The following is a 26,028-nucleotide window of genomic DNA, read 5'->3' on the forward strand; positions in this document are numbered from 1 at the left end:
AAAGGTGCTCATTGAGCACCTTTTTTTTAATCGTTATAAACAGCAAATTTTATTCGTTGCCAGTCAGCGCGGGTTTGTTATCAATGTTGGTCAACACACCGCTACTGTTAAAGGTCAGCGTCAGCGTTTGCTGTGTTACACCTTCATGGCCTGGTTGCTGACGGAACACATAGAACCAGGTATTCGTACCAAATGGATCGGACATCAGCGGTGTACCCAATGCGTACGCAACTTGTTGTTGCGTCATGCCAACACGTATTTTGGATACGTCGTTAGCGGTCAGATAGTTCCCCTGGTTGATGTCAGGACGGTAAACCACTCGCTCCAGAGTGGAACAGCCTGCGGTCAACATCAATAGTACTGCTGCTGCAGCAGTCAGCGTTTTACAGCGCATAGTGATTTGATTCCTTTTCGGGCCCGAGCAGTACGTGGCTCATCTGTAATATGCCGATGATAATAGACCTTTCATCACTTTAAAACCTTTTGCTTTCCGGTCTTACGGCGTTTTTGCTGTTTACTCTGACCGTAAAGCAGGAAAAAAGTTTACGCCGCAAGCAGTTCTTTCGCATTCGCCAGTGTGTTACGTGTGACTTCACTGCCACCAAGCAGGCGCGCCAGCTCCTGTAACCGCGCTTTTTTGTCCAGCGACTCCATATGAGTTTCGGTCATCGCGCCATCGGTTTCTTTGCTGACAAAATAGTGTTGATGACCGCATCCTGCGACTTGCGGCAAATGGGTAACACACATCACCTGGGTTGATTCGCCAAGCTGACGTAGCAGTTTGCCGACAACTGCCGCTGTTGGACCGCTAATCCCTACATCCACTTCATCAAAAATCAGTGCCGGGGTTTCCATTTTACGCGCGGTAATGACCTGGATTGCCAATGCGATGCGGGACAATTCACCACCGGATGCGACTTTGGCAATAGGCTGCATTGGCTGACCTGGGTTGGTGGTTACCCGAAACTCAATACGATCGGCACCGTCAATGCCCAGGTGATGCTCGTCAAATTTAACATCAATCGTAAACTGCCCATGCGGCATAGAGAGTGCATGCATACTATCGGTGATCAGCTGTGCCAACTCATTTGCATAATGCTGGCGTTGCTGGTGTAACGCGCGTGCCGTTTCCAGTGCTTGCTGATGATGTTTCGTTACCGCCAGCGCGAGCGTTTCTTGTGAGTCGGCCTGATCGTCCAGTTGCTGCTGTTCTTCCAGTAGCGACTGGTAATACTGTGGCAATGCCTCAGGGCTGACGTGATGTTTACGTGCCAGCGAAATTTGTTTTGAGATGCGCTGTTCAAGTTCAAACAGTCGGTTGGGATCGAGATCCAGACGATCGCAGTAGTGGCGCAGTTCGTCGCTGGCTTCAGCAATCTGGATGGTAGCTTCTTCCAGCATATCAAGTACGCCGGACAGTTTGCTGTCCATGCCAATCAATTCACTCACCAGCTGTTTAGCCGTGTAAAGCTGACTTTGCAGGTTTGCGTCTTCACCGTCGGCCATTAATGCCAATGCATTCTGACTGGTAGTCAGTAATTGACCGCTGTTCGCCAGACGTTTGTACTCTTCGTCAATTTGCTCAAACTCTCCGGGCTGCGGATTAAATTCGTTAAGTTCTTTTAATTGGTATTGCAGCAGTTCCGCACGGGCGGCGCGTTCCTGACTTAGTTGTTGATGGTGCGCGAGGTCGCGGCAGCTTTGATGCCACAACTGATAACGTACGGTCATTTCCTGGAGCAGAGAGGTTTCATTGGCATAGCCATCAAGCAGGAATTTTTGGTGCTCGGATTTGGTGAGTAATTGATGAGCGTGCTGACCATGGATCTGAATCAGCAACTGACCCAGTTCGCGCAGTTGTGACAGAGGAACAGCTGTACCGTTGATGAAACCACGGGAGCGACCATCGCTACTGATTACGCGACGAAGCAGGCATTCACGGCCATCTTCCAGTTGATTTTCTTCCAGCCAGCGCAGAGCCGCTGGCGTATCTTTCAGTGAAAAACGGGCGCACAGATCAGCGCGAGCAGCGCCGGTACGCACCATGTCGGCTTCAGCGCGACCACCGAGACAAAGGCCGAGGGCATCTATCGCAATAGATTTACCCGCGCCGGTTTCACCGGTTATTACGGTCATGCCGCTGTGAAAATCAATCTCAAGCTCACGAACGATAGCAAAGTTGCTGATGGTCAGTTGTGCCAACATAGTCGTTTTCCTGTATGAAAAACCATTACTGTTATTGTGTACAGTATAAACTGGTTTTATATACAGTAAAGAGGCTGGCGTAAAATTAGAATAATTTTTTTGACCAGCCGAGCTTGGTGCTTAATGTATTGAAATAGCTGTAATCTTTCGGATGAATCAGATTCAGATGATAATCACAGCGACGAATCAGGACATCTTCACCTTCCTGAATCGGCAGCGCTATCTGACTGTCGCAACTGATTTCCAGGTCGTTACGGCGATGCGAAAAACGCAGACGGATCGTGCTGCTGCTGTTTATGACCAGTGGTCGTGCTGACAACGTATGCGGGAACATGGGCACCAGGGTAATTGCATCCAGAGAGGGTGTCAGAATAGGACCGCCCGCAGAGAGGGAATAGGCAGTGGAGCCTGTTGGCGTTGAAATAATTAGTCCATCAGATCGCTGAGAAAACGCAAAGATCTCGTCGATATACACTTCGAACTCAATCATATGCGCCACTTTGCCTGGATGAAGTACAACTTCATTTATCGCTGTGCTGATGCGTTTCTGGCAATCTTGCTGGCAGACTTGCGCTTCCAGCAAAAAAACGTTTCTCGCTGATGTAGTGGCCTTCCAGCACATCGGCTAATTGTTGCTGGGCGTTATCGGGGTCAAGGTCAGTCAGGAAACCCAGGTTGCCACGGTTGATTCCAATAACTTTAATATCGTAACGGGCGAGTGTGCGCGCCGCGCCCAGCATATTACCGTCGCCACCAACGACTACCGCGAGATCAGCCAGTTGCCCAATCTCCGCGAGCGTGCCAGTTTTCACATTCTTCAGTTGCAGTTCGTGAGCGATTTGTTGCTCAACGATGACCTCGTAACCTTTTGTGCACAGCCAGCGGTAGAGCATTTCATGTGTTGTCAGTGCAGTAGGGTGCCGTGGGTGTCCCACAATGCCAATACACTTGAAATGATTATTCATTTTTCCGAGGTCCTTGTTGCGAAGATTGATGACAATGTGAGTGCTTCCCTTGAAACCCTGAAACTGATCCCCATAATAAGCGAAGTTAGCGAGATGAATGCGAAAAAAAACGCGGAGAAATTCATGAGTAGTAAAGAACAGAAAACGCCTGAGGGGCAAGCCCCGGAAGAAATTATCATGGATCAGCACGAAGAGATTGAGGCAGTTGAGCCAGAAGCTTCTGCTGAGCAGGTGGATCCGCGCGATGAAAAAATTGCGAATCTCGAAGCTCAGCTGGCCGAAGCCCAGACCCGTGAACGTGACGGCATTTTGCGCGTAAAAGCCGAAATGGAAAACCTGCGTCGTCGTACTGAACTGGATATCGAAAAAGCCCACAAATTTGCGCTGGAGAAATTCATCAACGAATTACTGCCGGTGATTGATAGCCTGGATCGTGCGCTGGAAGTGGCTGATAAAGCTAACCCGGATATGTCCGCGATGGTTGAAGGCATTGAGCTGACGCTGAAGTCGATGCTGGATGTTGTGCGTAAGTTTGGCGTTGAAGTGATCGCCGAAACTAACGTCCCACTGGACCCGAATGTGCATCAGGCCATCGCAATGGTGGAATCTGATGACGTTGCGCCAGGTAACGTACTGGGCATTATGCAGAAGGGTTATACGCTGAATGGTCGTACGATTCGTGCGGCGATGGTTACTGTAGCGAAGGCAAAAGCTTAATTTCTGTTTTCGTAATAAATCACGCCCAGCATGCGAATGCCGGGCCGTTTTTTTTACTCCGCCACACTCTCGCGCAGCGGTTTCACAGGAAAAACTTTTACCTGCTTAATCATATTGTCCTGTACGTCGAGAATATCGATATCGTACTCGCCAATACGCACGCGGGTGCCTGCAACCGGGATCTCTTCCAGTGCCTCAAGAATGACGCCATTAACCGTGCGGGCATCATCTTCCGGTAGATGCCAGTTAAAGGCTTTGTTAATTTCTCGCACGTTGGCGGTGCCATCGATAATCACCGAACCGTCGTTTTGCGGAGTGACTTCTTCGGCAAGTGTTGGCGACATGGACGTAGTGAAATCGCCGACAATCTCTTCCAGAATATCTTCGACCGTCACCAGCCCCTGAATGTCTCCGTATTCGTTGACGACCAGGCCGACTTTCTTTTTGTTGCGCTGAAACTTCACCAGCTGCGTGCTGAGCGGCGTACCTTCCGGGACAAAATAGATCTCGTCCGCGGCGCGTAGCATGGTTTCTTTGGTGAACTCTTTTTTCTCCGACATGAGTCGCCAGGCTTCACGTACTCGCAGCATACTGATGGCGTCGTCCAGCGAATCACGGTAGAGCACGATGCGCCCGTGAGGTGAGTGGGAGAGTTGGCGCAGAATCGATTTCCAGTCATCGTTGATATCAATACCGATAATTTCACTGCGCGGCACCATGATGTCATCAACGGTCATTTTTTCCAGATCGAGTACCGAAAGCAGCATATCCTGATTGCGACGGGAAATTTGTGAGCGCGATTCGTGCACGATAGTACGCAACTCTTCTTTGCTCAAAGAGCCGCTAACCACGATATCGGTTTTGATGCCCATCATGCGCATTAACATGCGGGTAATAGCATTCAGCAACCAGACCAGCGGCATCATCAAAATTTGCAGCGGAGCCAGCAGAAAACTACTCGGATAGGCGACTTTTTCCGGGTACAGCGCAGCATGGTTTTCGGCAATACCTCAGCAAAAACCAGTACGACAAAAGTCAGCACACCAGTCGCAATTGCCACGCCCGCATCGCCGTACAAACGCATCCCAACAATAGTGCCGAGCGCGGAGGCAAGAATATTGACCAGGTTATTGCCGATTAACACCAGGCTTATCAGGCGGTCTGGCTTACGCAGCAATTTTTCGACCCGTTTGGCCGAGCGATTACCCTGTTTTGCCATATGCCGCAGACGATAGCGGTTGAGGGTCATCATTCCGGTTTCGGACCCGGAAAAATAGGCTGAAATGACCACCATGATGATCAGAATAATGATCAACGTAGTAGTAGAAATGTGTTCCAGGGGAAACTCCTTTTCTGGGTTTAGCTGATTAACTGCTGGACAATTCGGCTGCCGAAATAGGCCAGTGTCAGAATGACTGCACCCGCAACGTTAAACCAGACGACGCGGCGTCCACGCCATCCTTCATGATAATGTCCCCACAGCAGCACAATATAGGCAAACCACGCCACGATAGAGAGCACAGCCTTGTCGATATTTTCCATGCTAAATAAGTTGTGCATGTAGAACAGGCCAGTGCAAAGAGTAAGCGTTAACAGCACCACGCCAATCTGCGTAATGTGGAACATTTTACGCTCGATACTCATCAATGGCGGCATTTCCTGACTGAATGCCAACTTCTTGTTCTTCAGTTGGTAATCAATCCATGCCAGTTGCAGCGCATACAGGGCGGCGATAATTAGCGTGGCATAGGAAAAGAGCGATAAGCCAATGTGCACCAGCATCCCTGGCGTTGCTTCCAGATGGGTGATGTATTCATTGGGCATGAAGGTCGCCAGCGCCAGGTTGATAAGCGCAAAGGCATAGACAATGGGTAGCAGCAACCAGCCACGATTGCGAGAAGCCACAATGGTCATTACCGTACAGATCATCAAACTGACCAATGAACCAACGTTCAGCAGGCTGAGGTTTTGTCCGCTATCACCGTCGGGCAGGATGCGGGCTTCCAGAGCGATTGCGTGGCAGACCAGCGCGATGACCGCAGAAATAATAGCCATGCGCCGCCAGCCGCCGTTTTTTTGCAGCAGACCGGGAACAATCAGCGCAAGACTGACGGAGTAGGCGACAAGCGCGAGCAGAGCAAAAACGGGCATAGTAATGTCGACAGTTTGAGCAATAAGAAAGAGAAGCAGTATAGCGTCAGGTGAACGCTGCTCCAACCGTTGCATAACAACAAAGACGCCTTCATGTTATACTGCGGCAAAATACTGATGATGTGTCGCGATTGCGGCCAACCGTTTCCACCCCAGGCGAGAGACAATGTTTGATAATTTAACCGATCGTTTGTCGCGCACGCTGCGCAATATCAGTGGCCGTGGACGCCTCACTGAAGACAACGTAAAAGATACGCTGCGCGAAGTGCGCATGGCGCTGCTGGAGGCGGACGTCGCTCTGCCGGTAGTGCGTGAGTTTATCAATCGCGTAAAAGAGAAAGCGGTTGGTCATGAAGTTAATAAAAGCCTGACGCCGGGGCAGGAGTTCGTCAAAATCGTCCGTAACGAACTGGTTGCGGCGATGGGCGAAGAGAACCAGACCCTGAACCTGGCGGCGCAACCGCCTGCGGTCGTGCTGATGGCGGGCCTGCAAGGTGCCGGTAAAACAACCAGCGTGGGTAAACTCGGTAAATTCCTGCGCGAGAAGCACAAGAAGAAAGTGCTGGTGGTTTCTGCCGACGTCTATCGCCCGGCGGCAATCAAACAGCTTGAGACGCTTGCAGAGCAGGTGGGCGTTGATTTCTTCCCTTCTGATGTTGGTCAGAAGCCGGTAGATATCGTTAACGCGGCGCTGAAAGAAGCCAAACTGAAATTCTACGACGTGCTGCTGGTGGATACCGCCGGTCGTCTGCACGTTGACGAAGCGATGATGGACGAGATCAAACAAGTCCATGCGTCGATTAACCCGGTTGAAACCCTGTTTGTAGTTGACGCAATGACAGGTCAGGATGCCGCGAATACCGCGAAAGCCTTCAACGAAGCGCTGCCGCTTACCGGCGTAGTGTTGACCAAAGTGGACGGCGATGCCCGCGGCGGTGCGGCGCTCTCTATTCGTCACATCACTGGCAAACCGATCAAGTTCCTCGGTGTTGGCGAGAAAACAGAGGCGCTGGAGCCGTTCCACCCGGACCGTATCGCTTCCCGTATTCTCGGCATGGGCGATGTTCTGTCGCTGATCGAAGATATCGAAAGCAAAGTTGACCGTGCGCAGGCAGAGAAATTAGCCAGCAAGCTGAAAAAAGGCGACGGCTTCGATCTCAACGACTTCCTTGAGCAGCTGCGCCAGATGAAAAATATGGGCGGCATGGCCAGCCTGATGGGCAAGCTGCCGGGCATGGGGCAGATCCCGGATAACGTCAAGTCGCAGATGGACGATAAAGTGCTGGTGCGTATGGAAGCCATCATCAACTCGATGACGATGAAAGAGCGCGCTAAGCCAGAAATCATCAAAGGTTCGCGTAAGCGTCGTATCGCTGCCGGTTGCGGTATGCAGGTGCAGGACGTTAACCGTCTTCTGAAGCAGTTCGACGACATGCAGCGCATGATGAAGAAAATGAAGAAGGGCGGAATGGCGAAGATGATGAGAAGCATGAAAGGGATGATGCCACCGGGATTTCCTGGTCGCTAAATGACCTTATGCGACAGAGTTATTAACTGCTGATTGCATTTTCTCCAGAAATCAGTAAAATTTTCGGGCTTTTAATATGACACCGGACTCCGTTCCTCGATGGGGTCCGGTTGTTTTATTCACACAAGAGGATGTTATGGTAACTATTCGTTTAGCACGTCACGGCGCTAAAAAGCGTCCGTTCTACCAGGTTGTTGTCGCTGACAGCCGTAATGCACGCAACGGTCGCTTCATCGAGCGCGTTGGTTTCTTCAACCCAATCGCTAGCGAAAAAGAAGAAGGCACTCGCCTGGATCTGGATCGCATCGCTCACTGGGTTGGCCAGGGCGCAACTATTTCTGATCGCGTTGCTGCGCTGATCAAAGAAGTAAACAAAGCAGCTTAATCTGTCACGGTGGTCATGATGAGCAAACAACTCACCGCGCAAGCACCTGTTGATCCCATCGTTTTGGGAAAAATGGGTTCGTCTTACGGTATTCGTGGGTGGCTCAGAGTGTTTTCTTCCACCGAAGACGCCGAAAGCATTTTTGACTATCAGCCCTGGTTTATCCAGAAGGCGGGTCAGTGGCAGCAAGTCCAGCTGGAAAGCTGGAAGCACCACAATCAGGACATGATCATCAAGCTGAAAGGCGTTGACGATCGTGATGCGGCGAACCTGCTGACGAATTGTGAAATTGTCGTGGATTCATCGCAACTGCCTCAGCTTGAAGAGGGCGACTACTACTGGAAAGACCTGATGGGCTGCCAGGTAGTAACCACTGAAGGCTACGATCTCGGTAAAGTCGTCGATATGATGGAAACCGGATCTAATGACGTTCTCGTCATTAAGGCAAACCTGAAAGATGCGTTTGGTATCAAGGAACGTCTCGTACCGTTCCTCGATGGGCAGGTTATCAAGAAAGTCGATCTCACTACTCGTTCAATCGAAGTAGATTGGGATCCTGGTTTTTAAACCACCGGATAAACGGTAAAAGACGGCGCTATGTGGATTGGCATAATTAGCCTGTTTCCTGAAATGTTCCGCGCAATTACCGATTACGGGGTAACTGGCCGGGCAGTTAAAAATGGCCTGCTGAGCATCCAGAGCTGGAGTCCTCGCGACTTCACGCATGACCGGCACCGTACCGTGGACGATCGTCCTTACGGCGGCGGACCGGGGATGTTAATGATGGTGCAACCCTTGCGGGACGCCATTCATGCAGCAAAAGCCGCGGCGGGTGAAGGCGCAAAGGTGATTTATCTGTCACCACAGGGACGCAAGCTTGATCAAGCGGGCGTCAGCGAACTGGCAACGAATCAAAAATTGATTCTGGTGTGCGGTCGCTACGAAGGTATAGATGAGCGCGTGATCCAAACCGAAATTGACGAAGAATGGTCAATCGGCGATTACGTTCTCAGTGGTGGTGAGTTACCAGCAATGACGCTGATTGACTCCGTTTCCCGGTTTATTCCGGGAGTACTGGGACATGAAGCCTCAGCAACGGAAGATTCCTTTGCTGAAGGATTGCTGGATTGCCCGCACTATACGCGGCCTGAGGTGTTAGAAGGGATGGAAGTTCCGTCAGTGTTACTGTCGGGCAACCATGCCGAGATACGTCGCTGGCGTTTGAAACAGTCGCTGGGCCGTACCTGGCTTAGAAGACTGAACTTCTGGAAAACCTGGCTCTGACTGAAGAGCAAGCAAGGTTGCTGGCGGAGTTCAAAACGGAACACGCACAACAGCAACATAAACATGATGGGATGGCGTAAGCCCCCGAGATATCAGTTTACCCAGGATAAGAGATTAAATTATGAGCAACATTATTAAGCAACTTGAACAAGAGCAGATGAAGCAGGACGTACCTTCCTTCCGTCCGGGTGATACCGTGGAAGTGAAAGTATGGGTTGTTGAAGGTTCCAAAAAAACGTCTGCAGGCATTCGAGGGCGTGGTTATCGCTATTCGTAACCGCGGTCTGCACTCTGCATTCACTGTTCGTAAAATTTCCAACGGCGAAGGCGTTGAGCGTGTCTTCCAGACTCACTCTCCGGTAGTTGACAGCATTTCTGTCAAACGTCGTGGTGCTGTTCGTAAAGCTAAACTGTACTACCTGCGTGAGCGTACTGGTAAGGCTGCTCGTATCAAAGAGCGTCTTAACTAAGATTTCGCTTAAGCGACATCCTGTTAAGAAGGGCTGGCCAATTGGCTGGCCCTTTTTTTATTTATTGAAATTGCGTTTACGGTGCACTAATCACCACAGCGACACGACGGTTCTCGGCGCGACCCTGTGCGGTCTTGTTACTGGCGATGGGGTATTTTTTCCCTAAGCCCTGAGTGGTGAGATTGCTGCGAGGAATTTGCCCACCTTCTGCCCACGCATCGGCGACGACATTTGCCCGCTTCAGCGATAAAGCTTCGTTGTAACTGTCTTCGCCGTAATTGTCGGTATGTCCATCCATACGGGCATGGGTTAAGCCTGTGGAGGTCAGTTTTGCGGCCATGGTCTGGATCTGTTGCTGACTTTCCGGGAGCAGTTTGTAGTCATTTTTAGCAAACAGAATGGTATCAGATAAGCCCAGCGACCAGTCGCCAGCGGATTCAGTAAAACCATAAGACTGCATAGCGGCGACTTGTTCTGGAGTAAACTTCCCTTGTGGTGACTGGCAGCCAGTCAGTATCAGTGAAGAGAACACCAGGGGAACTACCAGTTGCTTTATCATGTAGATATTTCCTTGTTATTTCACCAGCTTTTTAGCGCGCTGGTGCTTGGCCTGATACATATTATGGTCGGCCAGCTCTTGTAATTTTTCGGCGGAGACGTGCTCAATGGTCATCGCGTAACCAATGCTTAATGTCATAGTGGTTTGATGGCCATTATTAAGATCGAATGGTCGATTAAAAATTTGTGTCAGTGCCGTGCAAATCCGCTGCACTTCAGATTCCGACTGCACGCCATAGAGGACCATAGCGAATTCATCGCCGCCAATGCGGTATGCCTGATGTCGCAGCCCACCAAATTCAGCTAATCGTTTTGCCACTTCAATCAAGACCTGATCTCCCGTCGCATGACCCCAGGTATCATTGATATATTTGAAATTATCGCCATCAAGAAACAGTAATGCCGACGTTTTTCGGGCATCGGAACTGTTCATCAACGTGTTGATGCCGCTACGAAACGCTGCGCGGTTAGCCAGCCCGGTTAATGGGTCATGTAGCGCGGTACGTAGAAGCTGCGCATTTTTGGCCTGTAAGCGAAGCTGCCACTCTTCCATTTCATCCAGCAGACTGTTGAAGTCGAGAGCGAAGCGGTGAAACTCTGCGATACGTTCTTCCGAAACTCGTCGGGAAAAATTGCGGTTGGAACGCACATCATGTACGACATCGGTGATGTTTTTTAACGCTTCAACCAGACCATTGTGCAAATGGCGGGTGAGGGTAATCGCGATGCCTGATGCCAGCAGAATACATGCAGTCAGGACAGCGAGTGAAAACCAGATAAAATGGCTAATTGAGCTGTCGCGTGCGGTTAACTGCACTTCGCCAATAGTTTCGCCATTGTGGCGAATCGGCTGAATGACGGGAGCCGGAAAGAGCCAGTGGCTAATGAAATTACTGAAGGTATCTCCCGGTTCTCTGGCAGTGTAGTGCCAGGAAGCAATAATGTTTTGCTGATTATCACGCACTTCTGCGGTTGAAAATTGGCCTTGCTGACCTAGTGCGGCCAGAGTTTCTGTTGCTGCAGGACCATCGGCAAAAACGACAGCAGCTTCCAGGCTGTAAGTCATTGTTGCAGCGGTTAGTGCCAGGTTTTTTTGCGCGTATTGTTTCAGGGTTAGTACTGACGTCACGGAAAGCAGCAGCCAGATCAGCGTCATAGTGATAAATATGCTGGTCATGCTGATGTTGCGTAATGCTCTTTTAAACGTGGGGCGCTTATGAAGAGAATTATCGTTATCCATCGTTTTTCTTCCGTGCGAGCATTAAGACATCCGGGTTGACCTTAACACCACTACGCGATAAGGCATCCAGGTTTACGGCAAACCTGACGTTATTATTGTTGATGACCAGACAAAATGCGCTGCCAATAATGCACTCGGTATTTTGTTCGGCAATTAATAATAACGCCTTAGACGGATATTGTTCGATTAATTCTGTCTGGAATGTCGGTGACTCGCTGCCAAAATAAAAACCATTGCAGCCTGAAATCATCGCCTCTTGTTTGTTGTTAACGATGACAGGCAGATAAGGCAAAGGCGTCGCACCTTTCTCTTGCAGGACGGTGCTAAATCGTGAAGATGAAAAAATACATAGTCTTGGCGGACCAGATACCGTCGGCCAGCGAGTGTAGCTTACGATACCGGAAACCATTAAACGCACATTTTTCGCAACGTCAGTGGTTTCCTGAGCGAGTAATGGCGCGCCTGCCAGAAGGAATAGCAGCAGTAAGAACAGTAGGTGAGAAAAGCGCATTCAGGGATCCTCACCATCTTCGCTCGAAACGTATCGAAAATTTTTCAGAATGTTCATTAAAATATCATTCTTTTGTGTGGTCGTCATCCATAAGAGAATTAAAAATCGAATAAGCTAAATCTTATGATTAATTTTGTGGTGGGATTTAAATTAATTAAGTCTCATCGTGCGGGCATTTTCATCAGCTCCTTTTTGCCATACTTCATGCAATTGGCTGGCATTTTCTACATTATTGCAGCTGGCAGGGAAACTTTTACCGGAAAGCCCTCGGGCATAAGTAAAATCGACCTGGCAGGTTTTCTTTTGCCCTTCGGCATATCCTTTAAGATATATCCCCCGATCAGCCTGTGAATCGTTAAAAGCATCGTCATTTTTTATAGCAACGCCTGATATCGCATCTTCCATACCAACATCATACCAGTCAGTACTGGTCAAGGTTGGTGCGTGAGTATAGGGATCAATCTGACAGCCGCTAACAACCAAAGCTAACAAAGAGGCGATAAAGTGTTTCATTGTTTTTTCTCCTTTTTCAAAGCATAGCGGATTGTTTTTATTGTGTGTGTAAATTTATTTGTACATTTATTGGTGGTAAAAACGTATCTGAATTGCTGGTGTAAAATATTATTTACGAAATATGGATTGAAATCTTTACTAGTTGTGATATCGTTGCGTCATCCTCGCTGAGGAGCAACTATCGCAAACGAGCATAAACAGGATCGCCATCATGCAAAAAGACGCGCTGAACAACGTACATATTACCGACGAACAGGTTCTGATGACCCCGGAACAGTTGAAGGCAGCTTTTCCATTAAGCCGACAACAAGAGGCCCAGATTGCTGATTCGCGTAAAACTATTTCAGATATCATCGCCGGGCGCGATCCCCGGCTGCTGGTGGTGTGTGGTCCTTGTTCCATTCATGATCCTGAAACTGCACTGGAATATGCTCGTCGATTTAAAGCCCTTGCCGCAGAGGTCAGCGATAGCCTCTATTTGGTGATGCGCGTCTATTTTGAAAAGCCCCGTACCACTGTCGGCTGGAAAGGGTTGATTAACGATCCACATATGGATGGCTCCTTTGATGTTGAAACAGGATTAAAGATTGCACGTAAGTTGCTGTTGGAACTGGTAGATATGGGATTACCATTGGCGACGGAAGCGTTAGATCCAAACAGCCCGCAATATTTGGGGGATCTATTTAGCTGGTCGGCAATTGGTGCTCGTACCACGGAATCGCAAACGCACCGTGAAATGGCATCCGGGCTTTCCATGCCGGTTGGTTTTAAAAACGGCACTGATGGCAGTCTGGCAACGGCAATCAATGCTATGCGTGCCGCTGCACAACCGCATCGCTTTGTTGGTATTAATCAGGCAGGACAGGTGGCGCTGCTACAAACTCAGGGTAATCCGGACGGACATGTGATCCTGCGTGGCGGAAAAGCACCGAACTATAGCCCGGCGGATGTCGCGCAATGTGAAAAAGAGATGGAACAGGCGGGACTGCGCCCCTCACTGATGGTAGATTGCAGCCACGGTAATTCCAATAAAGATTATCGCCGTCAGCCTGCGGTGGCAGAATCCGTGGTTGCCCAAATTAAAGATGGCAATCGCTCAATTATTGGTCTGATGATCGAAAGTAACATCCACGAAGGCAATCAGTCTTCCGAGCAACCGCGCAGTGAAATGAAATACGGTGTATCCGTAACAGATGCCTGCATAAGCTGGGAAATGACCGATGCCTTGCTGCGTGAAATTCATCAGGATCTGAATGGGCAGCTGACGGCACGCGTGGCTTAAGAGGTTTATTATGGTTGCTGAGTTGACCGCATTACGCGATCAAATTGATGAAGTCGATAAAGAGCTGCTGAATTTATTAGCAAAGCGTCTGGAGTTGGTTGCTGAAGTCGGTGAGGTGAAAAGCCGCTTTGGGTTGCCCATTTATGTACCGGAGCGCGAGGCATCCATGCTGGCCTCGCGGCGCGCAGAGGCGGAAGCCCTCGGCGTTCCGCCAGATCTGATTGAAGATGTTCTGCGTCGGGTAATGCGTGAGTCCTACTCCAGCGAAAACGACAAAGGATTTAAAACGCTTTGTCCTTCACTACGTCCAGTAGTTATTGTTGGTGGCGGCGGTCAGATGGGGCGCTTGTTCGAGAAGATGTTGACGCTCTCTGGCTATCAGGTGCGGATTCTGGAGCAACATGACTGGGATCGCGCGGCTGAGATTGTTGCCGATGCCGGTATGGTGATTGTTAGTGTGCCCATCCACGTTACTGAACAAGTCATTGGCAAATTACCACGTTTACCGCAAGACTGTATTCTGGTCGATCTGGCATCAGTGAAGAATGGACCATTACAGGCCATGCTGGCGGCGCATGATGGTCCGGTGCTGGGGCTTCACCCGATGTTTGGTCCGGATAGCGGCAGCCTGGCGAAGCAGGTCGTGGTCTGGTGTGATGGACGTCAGCCAGAAGCGTACCAATGGTTTCTTGAACAAATTCAGGTCTGGGGCGCGCGACTGCATCGCATTAGCGCCGTCGAACATGATCAGAATATGGCGTTTATCCAGGCGTTGCGCCACTTTGCCACTTTTGCTTATGGCCTGCATCTGGCAGAAGAAAATGTTCAGCTTGAGCAGCTTCTGGCACTTTCTTCGCCCATATATCGTCTTGAGCTGGCGATGGTCGGGCGACTGTTTGCCCAGGATCCGCAGCTTTATGCCGACATTATTATGTCTTCAGAACGTAATCTGGCGTTGATCAAACGTTATTATAAGCGTTTTGGTGAGGCGATTGAGTTGCTGGAGCAGGGCGATAAGCAGGCGTTTATTGACAGCTTCCGCAAGGTGGAGCACTGGTTCGGCGATTACGCACAACGCTTCCAGAATGAAAGCCGCGTATTATTGCGTCAGGCGAACGATAGCCGCCAGTAATAATCCTGTGCCGGATGATTCACATCATCCGGCTTTTGTCATCAGGCTGGATCAACAGGCACTACGTTTTCACTTGGGTAACAGCCCAATACCTTCATTGAACGGGTGATTTCCCCTAACTCTTTTAACGCCTTTTGCATTTCCACGGATTCAAGATTGGCCTGAATATCCAGATAAAACATCTCTTCCCACGGATTACCGTGAATCGGGCGTGATTCCAGACGGGTCATAATCAGATTGTGGTTGCGCAATACCAGCAACGCTTCAACCAGAGCACCAGCTTGTTGTCCGGTAGCCATTAACAGTGTGGTTTTTGCCGGAACCTGGTCAGACACGTTAATGGCTTTACGTGCCAGCACCACAAATCGGGTGAAGTTTTGTCGTTGATTCGCCTCAATGCGCTCCAGTACCTGTAAACCGTACAAGGAACCGCCAGCTTCGCTTCCCAACGCAGCAACATGCGGTGATTTTGTCTGCGCAACCTTTTCCATTGCCGCGGACGTACTCTCGGTATATTCAATCTTCCAGTGCGGGTAACGGTTAAGGAATTTGCTGCATTGCTGGAACGGCTGCGGGTGGCTGTAGACCGTGTTGATAGTCGATAAATCGGTGGTGCCGGAAACCAGCAAACAATGGTCGATAGTTAACGTCATCTCGCCAACAATCGACAAGCTGGTATGTTGCAGCAGATCGTAAACGTCGTTTATGGCACCGGAGCTGGTGTTTTCGATCGGTACGACGGCATAGTCGGCCTGGCCGGTTTCCACCTGATTAAAAATATCGGCAAATTTGGCGCAGCCGCTTTCAATGAATTGCTCAAAGTGACGGGCAGCGTACTGGCGCGCCGCAAGATGTGAATAAGAGCCTTTGGGCCCGAGAAAAGCAATGCGGGCTGAGTGCGGATTAATTTTATTGAGATGCTGCTGGAGTAAAGCCTGCTGAGTTAATACGGAATCTTCAATGATGAGCTGGAACAGGCGAGTAATGTAGTGGGCATCCAGATGGTGTGTCTTACCAAGCGTAATTAATCTTTCCAGCAAATCGCGCTCACGATCGATATCACGCACCGGGCGATGAGAAAGCAGTTTGGCTTTTCCCACCTCAACGGCTAGCTCGCGCCGCTCTGCCAGTAACGCCAGCAATTTTTTCGTCCAGCGTGCTAATTTTCTCGCGCAGCGCCAGTAACGGGTTTTCCGATGTCATAGTGTTGCCTTTTTTGTTATCAATAAAAAAGGCCTCCCGATTTGGGAGGCCTTATTGTTCGTCTTCGCATTCTGTTTCACACGACGAAACGCCTCCCATTCAGGGGAAGGTAAAAAAGAATGCGAAGAAAAACGGCGTTTGTTTCATGTTTGTTTCCTTAAGCAACTTCAGTACAGTACCCGTACTGTTTTCATGCTGTCAACAAAAAACGCGCCCGAAGGCGCGTTGGCGATACACTCAATATAAAGGACTACTCTTCTTCAACTTCTTCGACGAAGTTGGCGTCTTTCACCGACGTTGCGGCACGACGTGCTTCGCCTTTGTGCTGCAGTTTATTGAGCTGCCGTTCCAGCTTGTTGATCAATTCGTTAATTGCAGTGTACATATCTTCATGTTTACCACTGGCAACCAGAACGCCGTTAGGTGTATTGATAGTGGCGTCAGCAACGAACCCTTGTGGTTCCTTGGACAGAATGATATGCGGATTAATCAGGTGCGTTTGCCATTTTTCCAGTTTGGCGAGACGGTCTTCGACATGTTGGCGGATTGCCGGAGTAATTTCCATTTGTTTGCTGGTAATGTTCATTGTCATAAATTTTACCTCTTGTCTTCCCGTCTTGGTGAATTCAGCATACCGCTCCTGATGTCAAAATGTGTGATGAAAATCTCATAATTTTGTCACTTTTTGTCAACGAGGTTTTTTTGTGAGAAATCGCAGGAAGAGGTGTTTTTTTACTTGAGGAATGTCTCAAAGCGAGCCATATTTGATAAGATCAGTCGCGACTGAATCGCTTTAGTTAGCGTTCAAATCGAAATAAAAAAACGGCAGCTCCAGGGCTGTAATGCCGATCAGTTAAGGATCAGTTGACCGATCCAGTGGCTGTGTAAGAATCCGGAAACGCTCACTCGTTTCCGGATTTTTTTATGCTCATTGGACAGGCACTTGATTTGGTATCCCGTTACGATTCTCTGCGTAACCCACTGACTTCTCTGGGGGATTACCTCGACCCCGAACTCATCTCTCGTTGCCTTGCCGAATCAGGTACTGTAACGCTACGCAAGCGCCGTCTTCCCCTCGAAATGATGGTCTGGTGTATTGTTGGCATGGCGCTTGAGCGTAAAGAACCTCTTCACCAGATTGTGAATCGCCTGGACATCATGCTGCCGGGCAATCGCCCCTTCGTTGCCCCCAGTGCCGTTATTCAGGCCCGCCAGCGTCTGGGAAGTGAGGCTGTCCGCCGCGTGTTCACGAAAACAGCGCAGCTCTGGCATAACGCCACGCCGCATCCGCACTGGTGCGGCCAGACCCTGCTGGCCATCGATGGTGTGTTCTGGCGCACACCGGATACACCAGAGAACGATGCAGCCTTCCCCCCGCCAGACACATGCCGGGAACCCGGCACTCTACCCACAGGTCAAAATGGTCTGCCAGATGGAACTGACCAGCCATCTGCTGACGGCTGCAGCCTTCGGCACGATGAAGAACAGCGAAAATGAGCTTGCTGAGCAACTTATAGAACAAACCGGCGATAACACCCTAACGTTAATGGATAAAGGTTATTACTCACTGGGACTGTTAAATGCCTGGAGCCTGGCGGGAGAACACCGCCACTGGATGATCCCTCTCAGAAAGGGAGCGCAATATGAAGAGATCAGAAAACTGGGTAAAGGCGATCATCTGGTGAAGCTGAAAACCAGCCCGCAGGCACGAAAAAAGTGGCCGGGACTGGGAAATGAGGTGACAGCCCGCCTGCTGACCGTGACGCGCAAAGGAAAAGTCTGCCATCTGCTGACGTCGATGACGGACGCCATGCGCTTCCCCGGAGGAGAAATGGCGGATCTGTACAGTCATCGCTGGGAAATCGAACTGGGATACAGGGAGATAAAACAGACGATGCAACTGAGCAGGCTGACGCTGAGAAGTAAAAAGCCGGAGCTTGTGGAGCAAGAGCTGTGGGGTGTCTTACTGGCTTATAATCTGGTGAGATATCAGATGATTAAAATGGCGGAACATCTGAAAGGTTACTGGCCGAATCAACTGAGTTTCTCAGAATCATGCGGAATGGTGATGAGAATGCTGATGACATTGCAGGGCGCTTCACCGGGACGTATACCGGAGCTGACGCGCGATCTTGCAAGTATGGGACAACTAGTGAAATTACCGACAAGAAGGGAAAGGGCCTTCCCGAGAGTGGTAAAGGAGAGGCCCTGGAAATACCCCACAGCCCCGAAAAAGAGCCAGTCAGTTGCTTAACTGACTGGCATTACAGCTCCAGGGCTGCCGTTTTGCGTATATTACACCAGTTAAGTGTTGCTGCTGTTAGCGGCAATAATTTTCGCGACTTTTTCAGCCTGAGCGTTCATCTGCATCTGGCGGTAAGCATTTTCCATCAGCGGCAGCGCATCACGCGTAGCCTGGGTATCCGGGTAGTCACGCAGCATGCCTTCGACGCGGTTGACGACGGCAACCCATGCGCCACGTTCGGTGTAGTACTCTGCAACGGAGTATTCATATTTCGCCAGACGATCTTTCAGGAACACCAGACGTTTGGTTGCATCAGTGGTGTACTGGCTGTTTGGATAGCCGCGTACCAGTTTGGAAAAGTCACTAAACGCAGCTCGAGCATGTTGAGGATCGCGATCGCTACGGTCAACGCCAAAGAACCCTTGCAGCGCACTGTCATCCAGCGCCATATTGGTCAGGCCACGCATGTACATGACATAATCGATATTCGGATGGGTCGGGTTGAGGCGAATAAAACGATCGATGGCAGCCTGTGCTAACGGCAGATCGGCGTTTTTATAGTAGGCGTAGATGAGATCCAGCTGCACCTGCTGCGAATACGGACCAAACGGATAGCGATTATCTAACGCTTCCAGTTGCGTTATTGCCTGTCTCCAGTTACCGTCCTGCAGCTTTTGTTGTGCAGTCGCGTAAATTTCATTTGGCGGATTATCAGGTACTTCTTCCTTTGACCCCGAGCAACCCGCCAAAAACAGGCTTAGTGTGGCGGCTGCCACCAGATATTTCATGCGCGTCATGACGTTTTGACTTTCCTCAAAATGTAATACGGGAGATTCTCTGTTCCTGCTCCCGGTTAAGACCAGCTACAATAGCACACTATATTAAACGGCAAAGCCGTAAAACCCCAACGATAAACGAAGAAGCAGTATATATGGCACAACGAGTAGAACTCACTGCAACAGTGTCCGAAAACCAACTCGGTCAACGCTTAGATCAGGCTTTAGCCGAAATGTTCCCGGATTATTCACGTTCGCGAATAAAAGAATGGATCCTCGACCAGCGCGTGCTGGTTAACGGCAAAGTTTGTGATAAGCCGAAAGAAAAAGTATTAGGTGGCGAGCTGGTGGCCATCAACGCCGAGATTGAAGAAGAAGCGCGTTTTGAACCGCAGGATATCCCGCTGGATATCGTCTATGAAGATGAAGACATCATCGTCATTAATAAACCGCGCGACCTGGTGGTACATCCTGGCGCGGGTAACCCGGATGGCACGGTATTGAATGCGTTGCTTCATTACTATCCACCCATTGCCGATGTACCGCGTGCGGGTATTGTCCATCGTCTGGATAAAGACACCACTGGCCTGATGGTTGTGGCAAAAACCGTTCCAGCCCAGACGCGCCTGGTGGAATCTCTGCAACGACGTGAAATTACTCGTGAGTATGAAGCGGTAGCCATTGGTCATATGACTGCTGGTGGCACGGTGGATGAGCCAATCAGCCGCCACCCGACCAAACGTACTCACATGGCGGTACATCCCATGGGCAAACCGGCGGTCACTCACTATCGCATTATGGAACACTTCCGTGTGCACACGCGTCTGCGGCTGCGTCTGGAAACTGGACGTACGCACCAGATCCGCGTGCATATGGCCCATATCACCCACCCGCTGGTGGGCGATCCGGTTTATGGTGGCCGTCCGCGTCCGCCAAAAGGTGCTTCGGAAGCGTTTATCTCCACGCTGCGTAAGTTTGACCGCCAGGCGCTACATGCAACCATGCTGCGTCTTTATCACCCGATCTCCGGCATCGAAATGGAATGGCATGCGCCTATTCCGCAAGATATGGTGGAGCTGATTGAGGTGATGCGCGCCGATTTCGAAGAGCATAAGGATGAAGTGGACTGGTTATGAGTAAGCTGATTGTCCCGCAGTGGCCGCTGCCAAAAGGTGTTGCGGCCTGTAGCTCTACCCGTATCGGCGGCGTGAGCTTGCCGCCCTACGACTCGCTCAACCTCGGTGCTCATTGTGGTGATAACCCGGAGCACGTCGAGGAAAATCGCAAGCGGCTTTTTGCTGCGGGTAATTTGCCTTCAAAACCGGTCTGGCTTGAGCAGGTACACGGCAAAGATGTGCTTAAGCTTACTGGCGAACCTTATACCTCAAAACGGGCGGATGCCTCGTATAGCAACACACCCGGCACGGTTTGTGCCGTAATGACAGCCGATTGCCTGCCTGTGCTGTTTTGCAATCGGGCAGGAACGGAAGTCGCGGCTGCCCATGCAGGCTGGCGCGGATTGTGCGCTGGCGTTCTGGAAGAGACGGTTTCCTGCTTTGCCGATAAGCCCGAAAACATTCTTGCCTGGTTGGGGCCGGCAATTGGTCCACGCGCGTTTGAAGTGGGGCCGGAGGTTCGCGAGGCGTTTATGGCAGTAGACGCCAAAGCGAGTACAGCTTTCATTCAGCATGGTGATAAGTATCTGGCGGATATTTATCAGCTTGCCCGGCAGCGTCTGGCGAGCGTTGGTGTTGAACAAATTTTCGGCGGCGACCGTTGTACATATACGGAAAATGAGACTTTCTTCTCTTATCGTCGCGACAAGACCACCGGTCGTATGGCAAGTTTCATTTGGCTGATATAACCTAAAGAATCAAGACGATCCGGTACGCGTGATTTTCTTTTCACATTAATCTGGTCAATAACCTTGAATAATTGAGGGATGACCTCATTTAATCTCCAGTAGCAACTTTGATCCGTTATGGGAGGAGTTATGCGTCTGGATCGTCTTACTAATAAATTCCAGCTTGCTCTTGCCGATGCCCAATCACTTGCACTCGGGCACGACAACCAATTCATCGAACCACTTCATTTAATGAGCGCCCTGCTGAATCAGGAAGGGGGTTCGGTTAGTCCTTTATTAACATCCGCTGGCATTAATGCAGGCCAGTTGCGCACAGATATCACTCAGGCATTAAACCGTTTACCGCAGGTTGAAGGTACTGGTGGTGATGTCCAGCCATCACAGGATCTGGTGCGCGTTCTTAATCTTTGCGACAAGCTGGCGCAAAAACGTGGTGATAACTTTATCTCGTCAGAACTGTTCGTTCTGGCGGCACTTGAGTCTCGCGGCACGCTGGCCGATATCCTGAAAGCAGCAGGGGCGACCACCGCCAACATTACTCAAGCGATTGAACAAATGCGCGGAGGTGAAAGCGTGAACGATCAAGGAGCTGAAGACCAACGTCAGGCTTTGAAAAAATACACCATCGACCTTACCGAACGAGCCGAACAAGGCAAACTCGATCCGGTGATTGGTCGTGATGAAGAAATTCGCCGTACCATTCAGGTACTGCAACGTCGTACTAAAAATAACCCGGTGCTGATTGGTGAACCTGGTGTTGGTAAAACTGCCATCGTTGAAGGTCTGGCGCAGCGTATTATCAATGGCGAAGTGCCGGAAGGGCTGAAAGGCCGCCGCGTACTGGCGCTGGATATGGGCGCGCTGGTGGCTGGGGCGAAATATCGCGGTGAGTTTGAAGAACGTTTAAAAGGCGTGCTTAACGATCTCTCCAAACAGGAAGGCAACGTCATCCTGTTTATCGACGAATTACATACTATGGTTGGCGCAGGTAAAGCCGATGGCGCAATGGACGCCGGGAATATGCTGAAACCGGCACTGGCGCGTGGTGAACTGCACTGTGTGGGTGCTACGACGCTGGACGAATATCGCCAGTACATCGAAAAAGATGCTGCGTTGGAACGTCGCTTCCAGAAAGTGTTTGTTGCCGAGCCTTCTGTTGAAGACACCATTGCTATTCTGCGTGGCCTGAAAGAACGTTACGAGCTGCACCACCATGTGCAAATTACTGACCCGGCAATTGTTGCAGCGGCGACGTTGTCTCATCGCTACATTGCTGACCGTCAGCTGCCGGATAAAGCCATCGACCTGATCGATGAAGCAGCATCCAGCATTCGTATGCAGATTGACTCAAAACCGGAAGAACTCGACCGACTTGATCGCCGTATTATCCAGCTCAAACTGGAACAACAGGCGTTAATGAAAGAGTCTGATGAAGCCAGTAAAAAAACGCCTGGATATGCTCAACGAAGAACTGAGCGACAAAGAACGTCAGTACTCCGAGTTAGAAGAAGAGTGGAAAGCAGAGAAAGCGTCGCTCTCTGGTACGCAGACCATTAAAGCGGAACTGGAGCAGGCAAAAATCGCCATTGAACAGGCTCGCCGTGTGGGTGACCTGGCGCGGATGTCTGAACTGCAATACGGCAAAATCCCGGAACTGGAAAAGCAACTGGAAGCCGCAACGCAGCTCGAAGGTAAAACTATGCGTCTGTTGCGTAATAAAGTGACCGACGCCGAAATTGCTGAAGTGCTGGCGCGTTGGACGGGGATTCCGGTTTCTCGCATGATGGAAAGCGAGCGCGAAAAACTGCTGCGTATGGAGCAAGAATTGCACCAGCGCGTTATTGGTCAGAACGAAGCGGTTGATGCGGTATCTAACGCTATTCGTCGTAGCCGTGCGGGGCTGGCGGATCCAAATCGCCCGATTGGTTCATTCCTGTTCCTCGGCCCAACAGGTGTGGGTAAAACTGAACTTTGTAAGGCGCTGGCGAACTTTATGTTTGATAGCGACGAGGCGATGGTCCGTATCGATATGTCTGAGTTTATGGAGAAACACTCGGTGTCTCGTCTGGTTGGTGCGCCTCCGGGATATGTCGGTTATGAAGAAGGTGGCTACCTGACTGAAGCGGTGCGTCGTCGTCCGTATTCCGTCATCCTGCTGGATGAAGTGGAAAAAGCGCATCCGGATGTCTTCAACATTCTGTTGCAGGTACTGGATGATGGACGTTTGACTGACGGGCAGGGGAGAACGGTCGACTTCCGTAATACGGTGGTCATTATGACTTCTAACCTCGGTTCTGATCTGATTCAGGAACGCTTTGGTGAACTGGATTATGCGCGCATGAAAGAGCTGGTGCTCGGTGTGGTAAGCCATAACTTCCGTCCGGAATTCATTAACCGTATCGATGAAGTGGTAGTCTTCCATCCGCTGGGTGAACAGCACATTGCGTCGATTGCGCAGATTCAGTTGAAACGTCTGTACAAACGTCTGGAAGAACGTGGTTATGAAATCCACATTTCTGACGAGGCGCTGAAACTGCTGAGCGAGAACGGTTACGATCCGGTCTATGGCGCACGTCCTCTGAAACGTGCAATTCAGCAGCAGATCGAAAACCCGCTGGCACAGCAAATACTGTCTGGTGAATTGGTTCCGGGTAAAGTTATTCGCCTGGAAGTTAATGAAGACCGGATTGTCGCCGTCCAGTAAATAAGAAAAGCGAGCCCTTCGGGGCTCGCTTTTTGTCTAATTTCCAACCGAAAATGGTCGTTTTTAAGGTGTTTTGCTTAAGAATTGAACGAACGATAAATTTTTTATATTTTCCGCTTGTCTCTTCAGAATAACTCCCTATAATGCGCCACCACTGACACGGAACAACGGCAAACACGCCGCCGGGTCAGTGGGATTCTCATGAGAATTCCGGCAGAGAAAAGCGAAAATAAACGCTTGACTCTGAAAGAGGAAAGCGTAATATACGCCACCTCGCGACAGTGAGCTGAAAGCCGCGTCGCAACTGCTCTTTAACAATTTATCAGACAATCTGTGTGGGCACTCGAAGATGCGGATTCTTAACGTCGCAAGACGATAAATGAATACCAAGTCTCAAGAGTGAACACGTAATTCATTACGAAGTTTAATTCTTTGAGCATCAAGCTTTTAAATTGAAGAGTTTGATCATGGCTCAGATTGAACGCTGGCGGCAGGCCTAACACATGCAAGTCGAACGGTAACAGGAAACAGCTTGCTGTTTCGCTGACGAGTGGCGGACGGGTGAGTAATGTCTGGGAAACTGCCTGATGGGGGGGGATAACTACTGGAAACGGTGGCTAATACCGCATAACGTCGCAAGACCAAAGAGGGGGACCTTCGGGCCTCTTGCCATCGGATGTGCCCAGATGGGATTAGCTAGTAGGTGGGGTAACGGCTCACCTAGGCGACGATCCCTAGCTGGTCTGAGAGGATGACCAGCCACACTGGAACTGAGACACGGTCCAGACTCCTACGGGAGGCAGCAGTGGGGAATATTGCACAATGGGCGCAAGCCTGATGCAGCCATGCCGCGTGTATGAAGAAGGCCTTCGGGTTGTAAAGTACTTTCAGCGGGGAGGAAGGGAGTAAAGTTAATACCTTTGCTCATTGACGTTACCCGCAGAAGAAGCACCGGCTAACTCCGTGCCAGCAGCCGCGGTAATACGGAGGGTGCAAGCGTTAATCGGAATTACTGGGCGTAAAGCGCACGCAGGCGGTTTGTTAAGTCAGATGTGAAATCCCCGGGCTCAACCTGGGAACTGCATCTGATACTGGCAAGCTTGAGTCTCGTAGAGGGGGGTAGAATTCCAGGTGTAGCGGTGAAATGCGTAGAGATCTGGAGGAATACCGGTGGCGAAGGCGGCCCCCTGGACGAAGACTGACGCTCAGGTGCGAAAGCGTGGGGAGCAAACAGGATTAGATACCCTGGTAGTCCACGCCGTAAACGATGTCGACTTGGAGGTTGTGCCCTTGAGGCGTGGCTTCCGGAGCTAACGCGTTAAGTCGACCGCCTGGGGAGTACGGCCGCAAGGTTAAAACTCAAATGAATTGACGGGGGCCCGCACAAGCGGTGGAGCATGTGGTTTAATTCGATGCAACGCGAAGAACCTTACCTGGTCTTGACATCCACGGAAGTTTTCAGAGATGAGAATGTGCCTTCGGGAACCGTGAGACAGGTGCTGCATGGCTGTCGTCAGCTCGTGTTGTGAAATGTTGGGTTAAGTCCCGCAACGAGCGCAACCCTTATCCTTTGTTGCCAGCGGTCCGGCCGGGAACTCAAAGGAGACTGCCAGTGATAAACTGGAGGAAGGTGGGGATGACGTCAAGTCATCATGGCCCTTACGACCAGGGCTACACACGTGCTACAATGGCGCATACAAAGAGAAGCGACCTCGCGAGAGCAAGCGGACCTCATAAAGTGCGTCGTAGTCCGGATTGGAGTCTGCAACTCGACTCCATGAAGTCGGAATCGCTAGTAATCGTGGATCAGAATGCCACGGTGAATACGTTCCCGGGCCTTGTACACACCGCCCGTCACACCATGGGAGTGGGTTGCAAAAGAAGTAGGTAGCTTAACCTTCGGGAGGGCGCTTACCACTTTGTGATTCATGACTGGGGTGAAGTCGTAACAAGGTAACCGTAGGGGAACCTGCGGTTGGATCACCTCCTTACCTTAAAGAAGCGTTCTTTGAAGTGCTCACACAGATTGTCTGATAGAAAGTGAAAAGCAAGGCGTCTTGCGAAGCAGACTGATACGTCCCCTTCGTCTAGAGGCCCAGGACACCGCCCTTTCACGGCGGTAACAGGGGTTCGAATCCCCTAGGGGACGCCACTTGCTGGTTTGTGAGTGAAAGTCGCCGACCTCTGTATCTCAAAACTCACTTACGAGTGATGTTTGAGATATTTGCTCTTTAAAAATCTGGATCAAGCTGAAAATTGAAACACTGAACAACGAAAGTTGTTCGTGAGTCTCTC

General features: G+C 50.4%; 18 protein-coding genes, 1 tRNA gene, 1 rRNA gene, 7 pseudogenes and 1 other annotated feature. Of the genes and pseudogenes, 14 read left to right on the forward strand and 13 right to left on the reverse strand.

The annotated features are described in order from the left end of the window. Positions 1 to 49: 49 nt before the first annotated feature. The 3 genes and pseudogenes from bamE to nadK form a co-directional block, all read right to left on the reverse strand. Positions 50 to 394 (reverse strand): outer membrane protein assembly factor BamE, encoded by a 345-nt coding sequence (gene bamE, locus CRI63_RS17425; RefSeq protein WP_064529892.1) that lies wholly within the window; start codon positions 392 to 394, stop codon positions 50 to 52. A gap of 149 nt (positions 395 to 543) precedes the next feature. After that, positions 544 to 2,205: a DNA repair protein RecN gene (recN, locus tag CRI63_RS17430; RefSeq protein ID WP_130261274.1), complete on the reverse strand. Its 1,662-nt coding sequence runs from the start codon at positions 2,203 to 2,205 to the stop codon at positions 544 to 546. A gap of 85 nt (positions 2,206 to 2,290) precedes the next feature. Beyond that, a pseudogene (gene nadK / locus CRI63_RS17435) lies at positions 2,291 to 3,170 on the reverse strand (NAD(+) kinase). 123 nt (positions 3,171 to 3,293) lie between these two features. On the opposite strand from nadK, the gene grpE reads away from it, so the two are divergent. Then, positions 3,294 to 3,887, forward strand: a complete 594-nt coding sequence (gene grpE, locus CRI63_RS17440) for a nucleotide exchange factor GrpE (RefSeq protein WP_001296310.1) — start codon at positions 3,294 to 3,296, stop codon at positions 3,885 to 3,887. 53 nt (positions 3,888 to 3,940) lie between these two features. Here the strand turns inward: grpE and CRI63_RS17445 are convergent. Both CRI63_RS17445 and CRI63_RS17450 read right to left on the reverse strand, forming a co-directional pair. Further along, positions 3,941 to 5,226: pseudogene (locus CRI63_RS17445) on the reverse strand (HlyC/CorC family transporter). A 20-nt stretch (positions 5,227 to 5,246) separates the two neighbouring features. After that, on the reverse strand, positions 5,247 to 6,038 hold the full coding sequence (locus CRI63_RS17450; RefSeq protein WP_135520405.1) for an inner membrane protein YpjD: 792 nt from the start codon (positions 6,036 to 6,038) through the stop codon (positions 5,247 to 5,249). Positions 6,039 to 6,204: 166 nt separating this feature from the next. Between CRI63_RS17450 and ffh the strand changes: the two genes are divergently transcribed. The 5 genes and pseudogenes from ffh (at position 6,205) to rplS (ending at position 9,705) form a co-directional block, all read left to right on the forward strand. Continuing rightward, entirely contained in the window at positions 6,205 to 7,566 is a 1,362-nt protein-coding gene (gene ffh, locus CRI63_RS17455; protein WP_000460035.1) for a signal recognition particle protein, read from the forward strand. Between the two features lie 136 nt (positions 7,567 to 7,702). Beyond that, positions 7,703 to 7,951 carry a 30S ribosomal protein S16 gene (gene rpsP / locus CRI63_RS17460; protein WP_000256450.1) on the forward strand — a complete coding sequence of 83 codons (249 nt, stop codon included), beginning with the start codon at positions 7,703 to 7,705 and terminating at the stop codon, positions 7,949 to 7,951. 18 nt (positions 7,952 to 7,969) lie between these two features. Continuing rightward, positions 7,970 to 8,518 carry a ribosome maturation factor RimM gene (gene rimM / locus CRI63_RS17465; RefSeq protein ID WP_000043335.1) on the forward strand — a complete coding sequence of 183 codons (549 nt, stop codon included), beginning with the start codon at positions 7,970 to 7,972 and terminating at the stop codon, positions 8,516 to 8,518. A gap of 30 nt (positions 8,519 to 8,548) precedes the next feature. Continuing rightward, positions 8,549 to 9,315 (forward strand): annotated as a pseudogene (gene trmD / locus CRI63_RS17470) (tRNA (guanosine(37)-N1)-methyltransferase TrmD). 41 nt (positions 9,316 to 9,356) lie between these two features. After that, positions 9,357 to 9,705, forward strand: a pseudogene (gene rplS / locus CRI63_RS17475) (50S ribosomal protein L19). A gap of 76 nt (positions 9,706 to 9,781) precedes the next feature. Here rplS and CRI63_RS17480 read toward each other — a convergent pair. From CRI63_RS17480 to CRI63_RS17495, 4 genes are all read right to left on the reverse strand, one after another. Further along, a complete protein-coding gene (locus tag CRI63_RS17480) occupies positions 9,782 to 10,264 on the reverse strand; it encodes an OmpA family protein (protein WP_064529888.1) in 483 nt (160 codons plus the stop codon). A gap of 15 nt (positions 10,265 to 10,279) precedes the next feature. Then, the gene (gene dgcN, locus CRI63_RS17485; RefSeq protein ID WP_130217283.1) at positions 10,280 to 11,503 is read right to left on the reverse strand and encodes a diguanylate cyclase DgcN; all 1,224 of its coding nucleotides are present in this window, start codon (positions 11,501 to 11,503) and stop codon (positions 10,280 to 10,282) included. Further along, complete coding sequence (locus tag CRI63_RS17490) at positions 11,496 to 12,014, reverse strand: YfiR family protein (protein WP_135520233.1); 519 nt, start codon at positions 12,012 to 12,014, stop codon at positions 11,496 to 11,498. The genes dgcN and CRI63_RS17490 overlap by 8 nt, the downstream gene beginning before the upstream one ends. A 150-nt stretch (positions 12,015 to 12,164) precedes the next feature. Further along, complete coding sequence (locus CRI63_RS17495) at positions 12,165 to 12,527, reverse strand: DUF2799 domain-containing protein (protein WP_130217287.1); 363 nt, start codon at positions 12,525 to 12,527, stop codon at positions 12,165 to 12,167. A 211-nt stretch (positions 12,528 to 12,738) separates the two neighbouring features. Between CRI63_RS17495 and aroF the strand changes: the two genes are divergently transcribed. Beyond that, positions 12,739 to 13,809: a 3-deoxy-7-phosphoheptulonate synthase AroF gene (gene aroF, locus CRI63_RS17500; RefSeq protein ID WP_130217289.1), complete on the forward strand. Its 1,071-nt coding sequence runs from the start codon at positions 12,739 to 12,741 to the stop codon at positions 13,807 to 13,809. 10 nt (positions 13,810 to 13,819) lie between these two features. Then, entirely contained in the window at positions 13,820 to 14,941 is a 1,122-nt protein-coding gene (gene tyrA, locus CRI63_RS17505; protein WP_135403821.1) for a bifunctional chorismate mutase/prephenate dehydrogenase, read from the forward strand. A 41-nt stretch (positions 14,942 to 14,982) separates the two neighbouring features. Here tyrA and pheA read toward each other — a convergent pair. The 3 genes and pseudogenes from pheA to raiA all read right to left on the reverse strand — a co-directional run bounded on the left by pheA (position 14,983) and on the right by raiA (position 16,736). Then, a pseudogene (gene pheA / locus CRI63_RS17510) lies at positions 14,983 to 16,144 on the reverse strand (bifunctional chorismate mutase/prephenate dehydratase). 22 nt (positions 16,145 to 16,166) lie between these two features. Further along, positions 16,167 to 16,292, reverse strand: a sequence feature (Phe leader region). Continuing rightward, entirely contained in the window at positions 16,244 to 16,291 is a 48-nt protein-coding gene (gene pheL, locus CRI63_RS17515) for a pheA operon leader peptide PheL (RefSeq protein ID WP_100229775.1), read from the reverse strand. It overlaps the preceding feature by 48 nt. A gap of 102 nt (positions 16,293 to 16,394) precedes the next feature. After that, complete coding sequence (raiA, locus tag CRI63_RS17520) at positions 16,395 to 16,736, reverse strand: ribosome-associated translation inhibitor RaiA (RefSeq protein ID WP_000178461.1); 342 nt, start codon at positions 16,734 to 16,736, stop codon at positions 16,395 to 16,397. A 332-nt stretch (positions 16,737 to 17,068) separates the two neighbouring features. Between raiA and CRI63_RS17525 the strand changes: the two are divergent. Beyond that, positions 17,069 to 18,398: pseudogene (locus CRI63_RS17525) on the forward strand (IS4-like element IS4 family transposase). 50 nt (positions 18,399 to 18,448) lie between these two features. Here CRI63_RS17525 and bamD read toward each other — a convergent pair. Further along, positions 18,449 to 19,186, reverse strand: a complete 738-nt coding sequence (bamD, locus tag CRI63_RS17530; protein ID WP_000197686.1) for an outer membrane protein assembly factor BamD — start codon at positions 19,184 to 19,186, stop codon at positions 18,449 to 18,451. A 134-nt stretch (positions 19,187 to 19,320) separates the two neighbouring features. Here bamD and rluD point away from each other — a divergent pair, with 134 nt between their 5' ends. From rluD to CRI63_RS17560, 5 genes and pseudogenes are all read left to right on the forward strand, one after another. Continuing rightward, positions 19,321 to 20,301 carry a 23S rRNA pseudouridine(1911/1915/1917) synthase RluD gene (rluD, locus tag CRI63_RS17535; RefSeq protein WP_115438707.1) on the forward strand — a complete coding sequence of 327 codons (981 nt, stop codon included), beginning with the start codon at positions 19,321 to 19,323 and terminating at the stop codon, positions 20,299 to 20,301. Continuing rightward, positions 20,298 to 21,029: a purine nucleoside phosphorylase YfiH gene (gene yfiH, locus CRI63_RS17540; RefSeq protein WP_135487413.1), complete on the forward strand. Its 732-nt coding sequence runs from the start codon at positions 20,298 to 20,300 to the stop codon at positions 21,027 to 21,029. The genes rluD and yfiH overlap by 4 nt, the downstream gene beginning before the upstream one ends. A 129-nt stretch (positions 21,030 to 21,158) precedes the next feature. After that, positions 21,159 to 23,733, forward strand: a pseudogene (gene clpB, locus CRI63_RS17545) (ATP-dependent chaperone ClpB). Between the two features lie 449 nt (positions 23,734 to 24,182). Further along, positions 24,183 to 25,724 (forward strand): 16S ribosomal RNA (locus CRI63_RS17555). 85 nt (positions 25,725 to 25,809) lie between these two features. After that, positions 25,810 to 25,885, forward strand: a tRNA-Glu gene (locus CRI63_RS17560). Positions 25,886 to 26,028: the final 143 nt, after the last annotated feature.

The sequence above is a fragment of the Escherichia sp. E2661 genome (genome assembly GCF_004745185.1).
GTDB lineage: Bacteria > Pseudomonadota > Gammaproteobacteria > Enterobacterales > Enterobacteriaceae > Escherichia.

What these genes read in the sequence shown, in the direction of transcription:
- bamE (WP_064529892.1), bottom strand. Translation starts at nt 394, where the DNA reads ATGCGCTGTAAAACGCTGACTGCTGCAGCAGCAGTACTATTGATGTTG.
- recN (WP_130261274.1), bottom strand. Translation starts at nt 2,205, where the DNA reads ATGTTGGCACAACTGACCATCAGCAACTTTGCTATCGTTCGTGAGCTT.
- grpE (WP_001296310.1), top strand. Translation starts at nt 3,294, where the DNA reads ATGAGTAGTAAAGAACAGAAAACGCCTGAGGGGCAAGCCCCGGAAGAA.
- CRI63_RS17450 (WP_135520405.1), bottom strand. Translation starts at nt 6,038, where the DNA reads ATGCCCGTTTTTGCTCTGCTCGCGCTTGTCGCCTACTCCGTCAGTCTT.
- ffh (WP_000460035.1), top strand. Translation starts at nt 6,205, where the DNA reads ATGTTTGATAATTTAACCGATCGTTTGTCGCGCACGCTGCGCAATATC.
- rpsP (WP_000256450.1), top strand. Translation starts at nt 7,703, where the DNA reads ATGGTAACTATTCGTTTAGCACGTCACGGCGCTAAAAAGCGTCCGTTC.
- rimM (WP_000043335.1), top strand. Translation starts at nt 7,970, where the DNA reads ATGAGCAAACAACTCACCGCGCAAGCACCTGTTGATCCCATCGTTTTG.
- CRI63_RS17480 (WP_064529888.1), bottom strand. Translation starts at nt 10,264, where the DNA reads ATGATAAAGCAACTGGTAGTTCCCCTGGTGTTCTCTTCACTGATACTG.
- dgcN (WP_130217283.1), bottom strand. Translation starts at nt 11,503, where the DNA reads ATGGATAACGATAATTCTCTTCATAAGCGCCCCACGTTTAAAAGAGCA.
- CRI63_RS17490 (WP_135520233.1), bottom strand. Translation starts at nt 12,014, where the DNA reads ATGCGCTTTTCTCACCTACTGTTCTTACTGCTGCTATTCCTTCTGGCA.
- CRI63_RS17495 (WP_130217287.1), bottom strand. Translation starts at nt 12,527, where the DNA reads ATGAAACACTTTATCGCCTCTTTGTTAGCTTTGGTTGTTAGCGGCTGT.
- aroF (WP_130217289.1), top strand. Translation starts at nt 12,739, where the DNA reads ATGCAAAAAGACGCGCTGAACAACGTACATATTACCGACGAACAGGTT.
- tyrA (WP_135403821.1), top strand. Translation starts at nt 13,820, where the DNA reads ATGGTTGCTGAGTTGACCGCATTACGCGATCAAATTGATGAAGTCGAT.
- raiA (WP_000178461.1), bottom strand. Translation starts at nt 16,736, where the DNA reads ATGACAATGAACATTACCAGCAAACAAATGGAAATTACTCCGGCAATC.
- bamD (WP_000197686.1), bottom strand. Translation starts at nt 19,186, where the DNA reads ATGACGCGCATGAAATATCTGGTGGCAGCCGCCACACTAAGCCTGTTT.
- rluD (WP_115438707.1), top strand. Translation starts at nt 19,321, where the DNA reads ATGGCACAACGAGTAGAACTCACTGCAACAGTGTCCGAAAACCAACTC.
- yfiH (WP_135487413.1), top strand. Translation starts at nt 20,298, where the DNA reads ATGAGTAAGCTGATTGTCCCGCAGTGGCCGCTGCCAAAAGGTGTTGCG.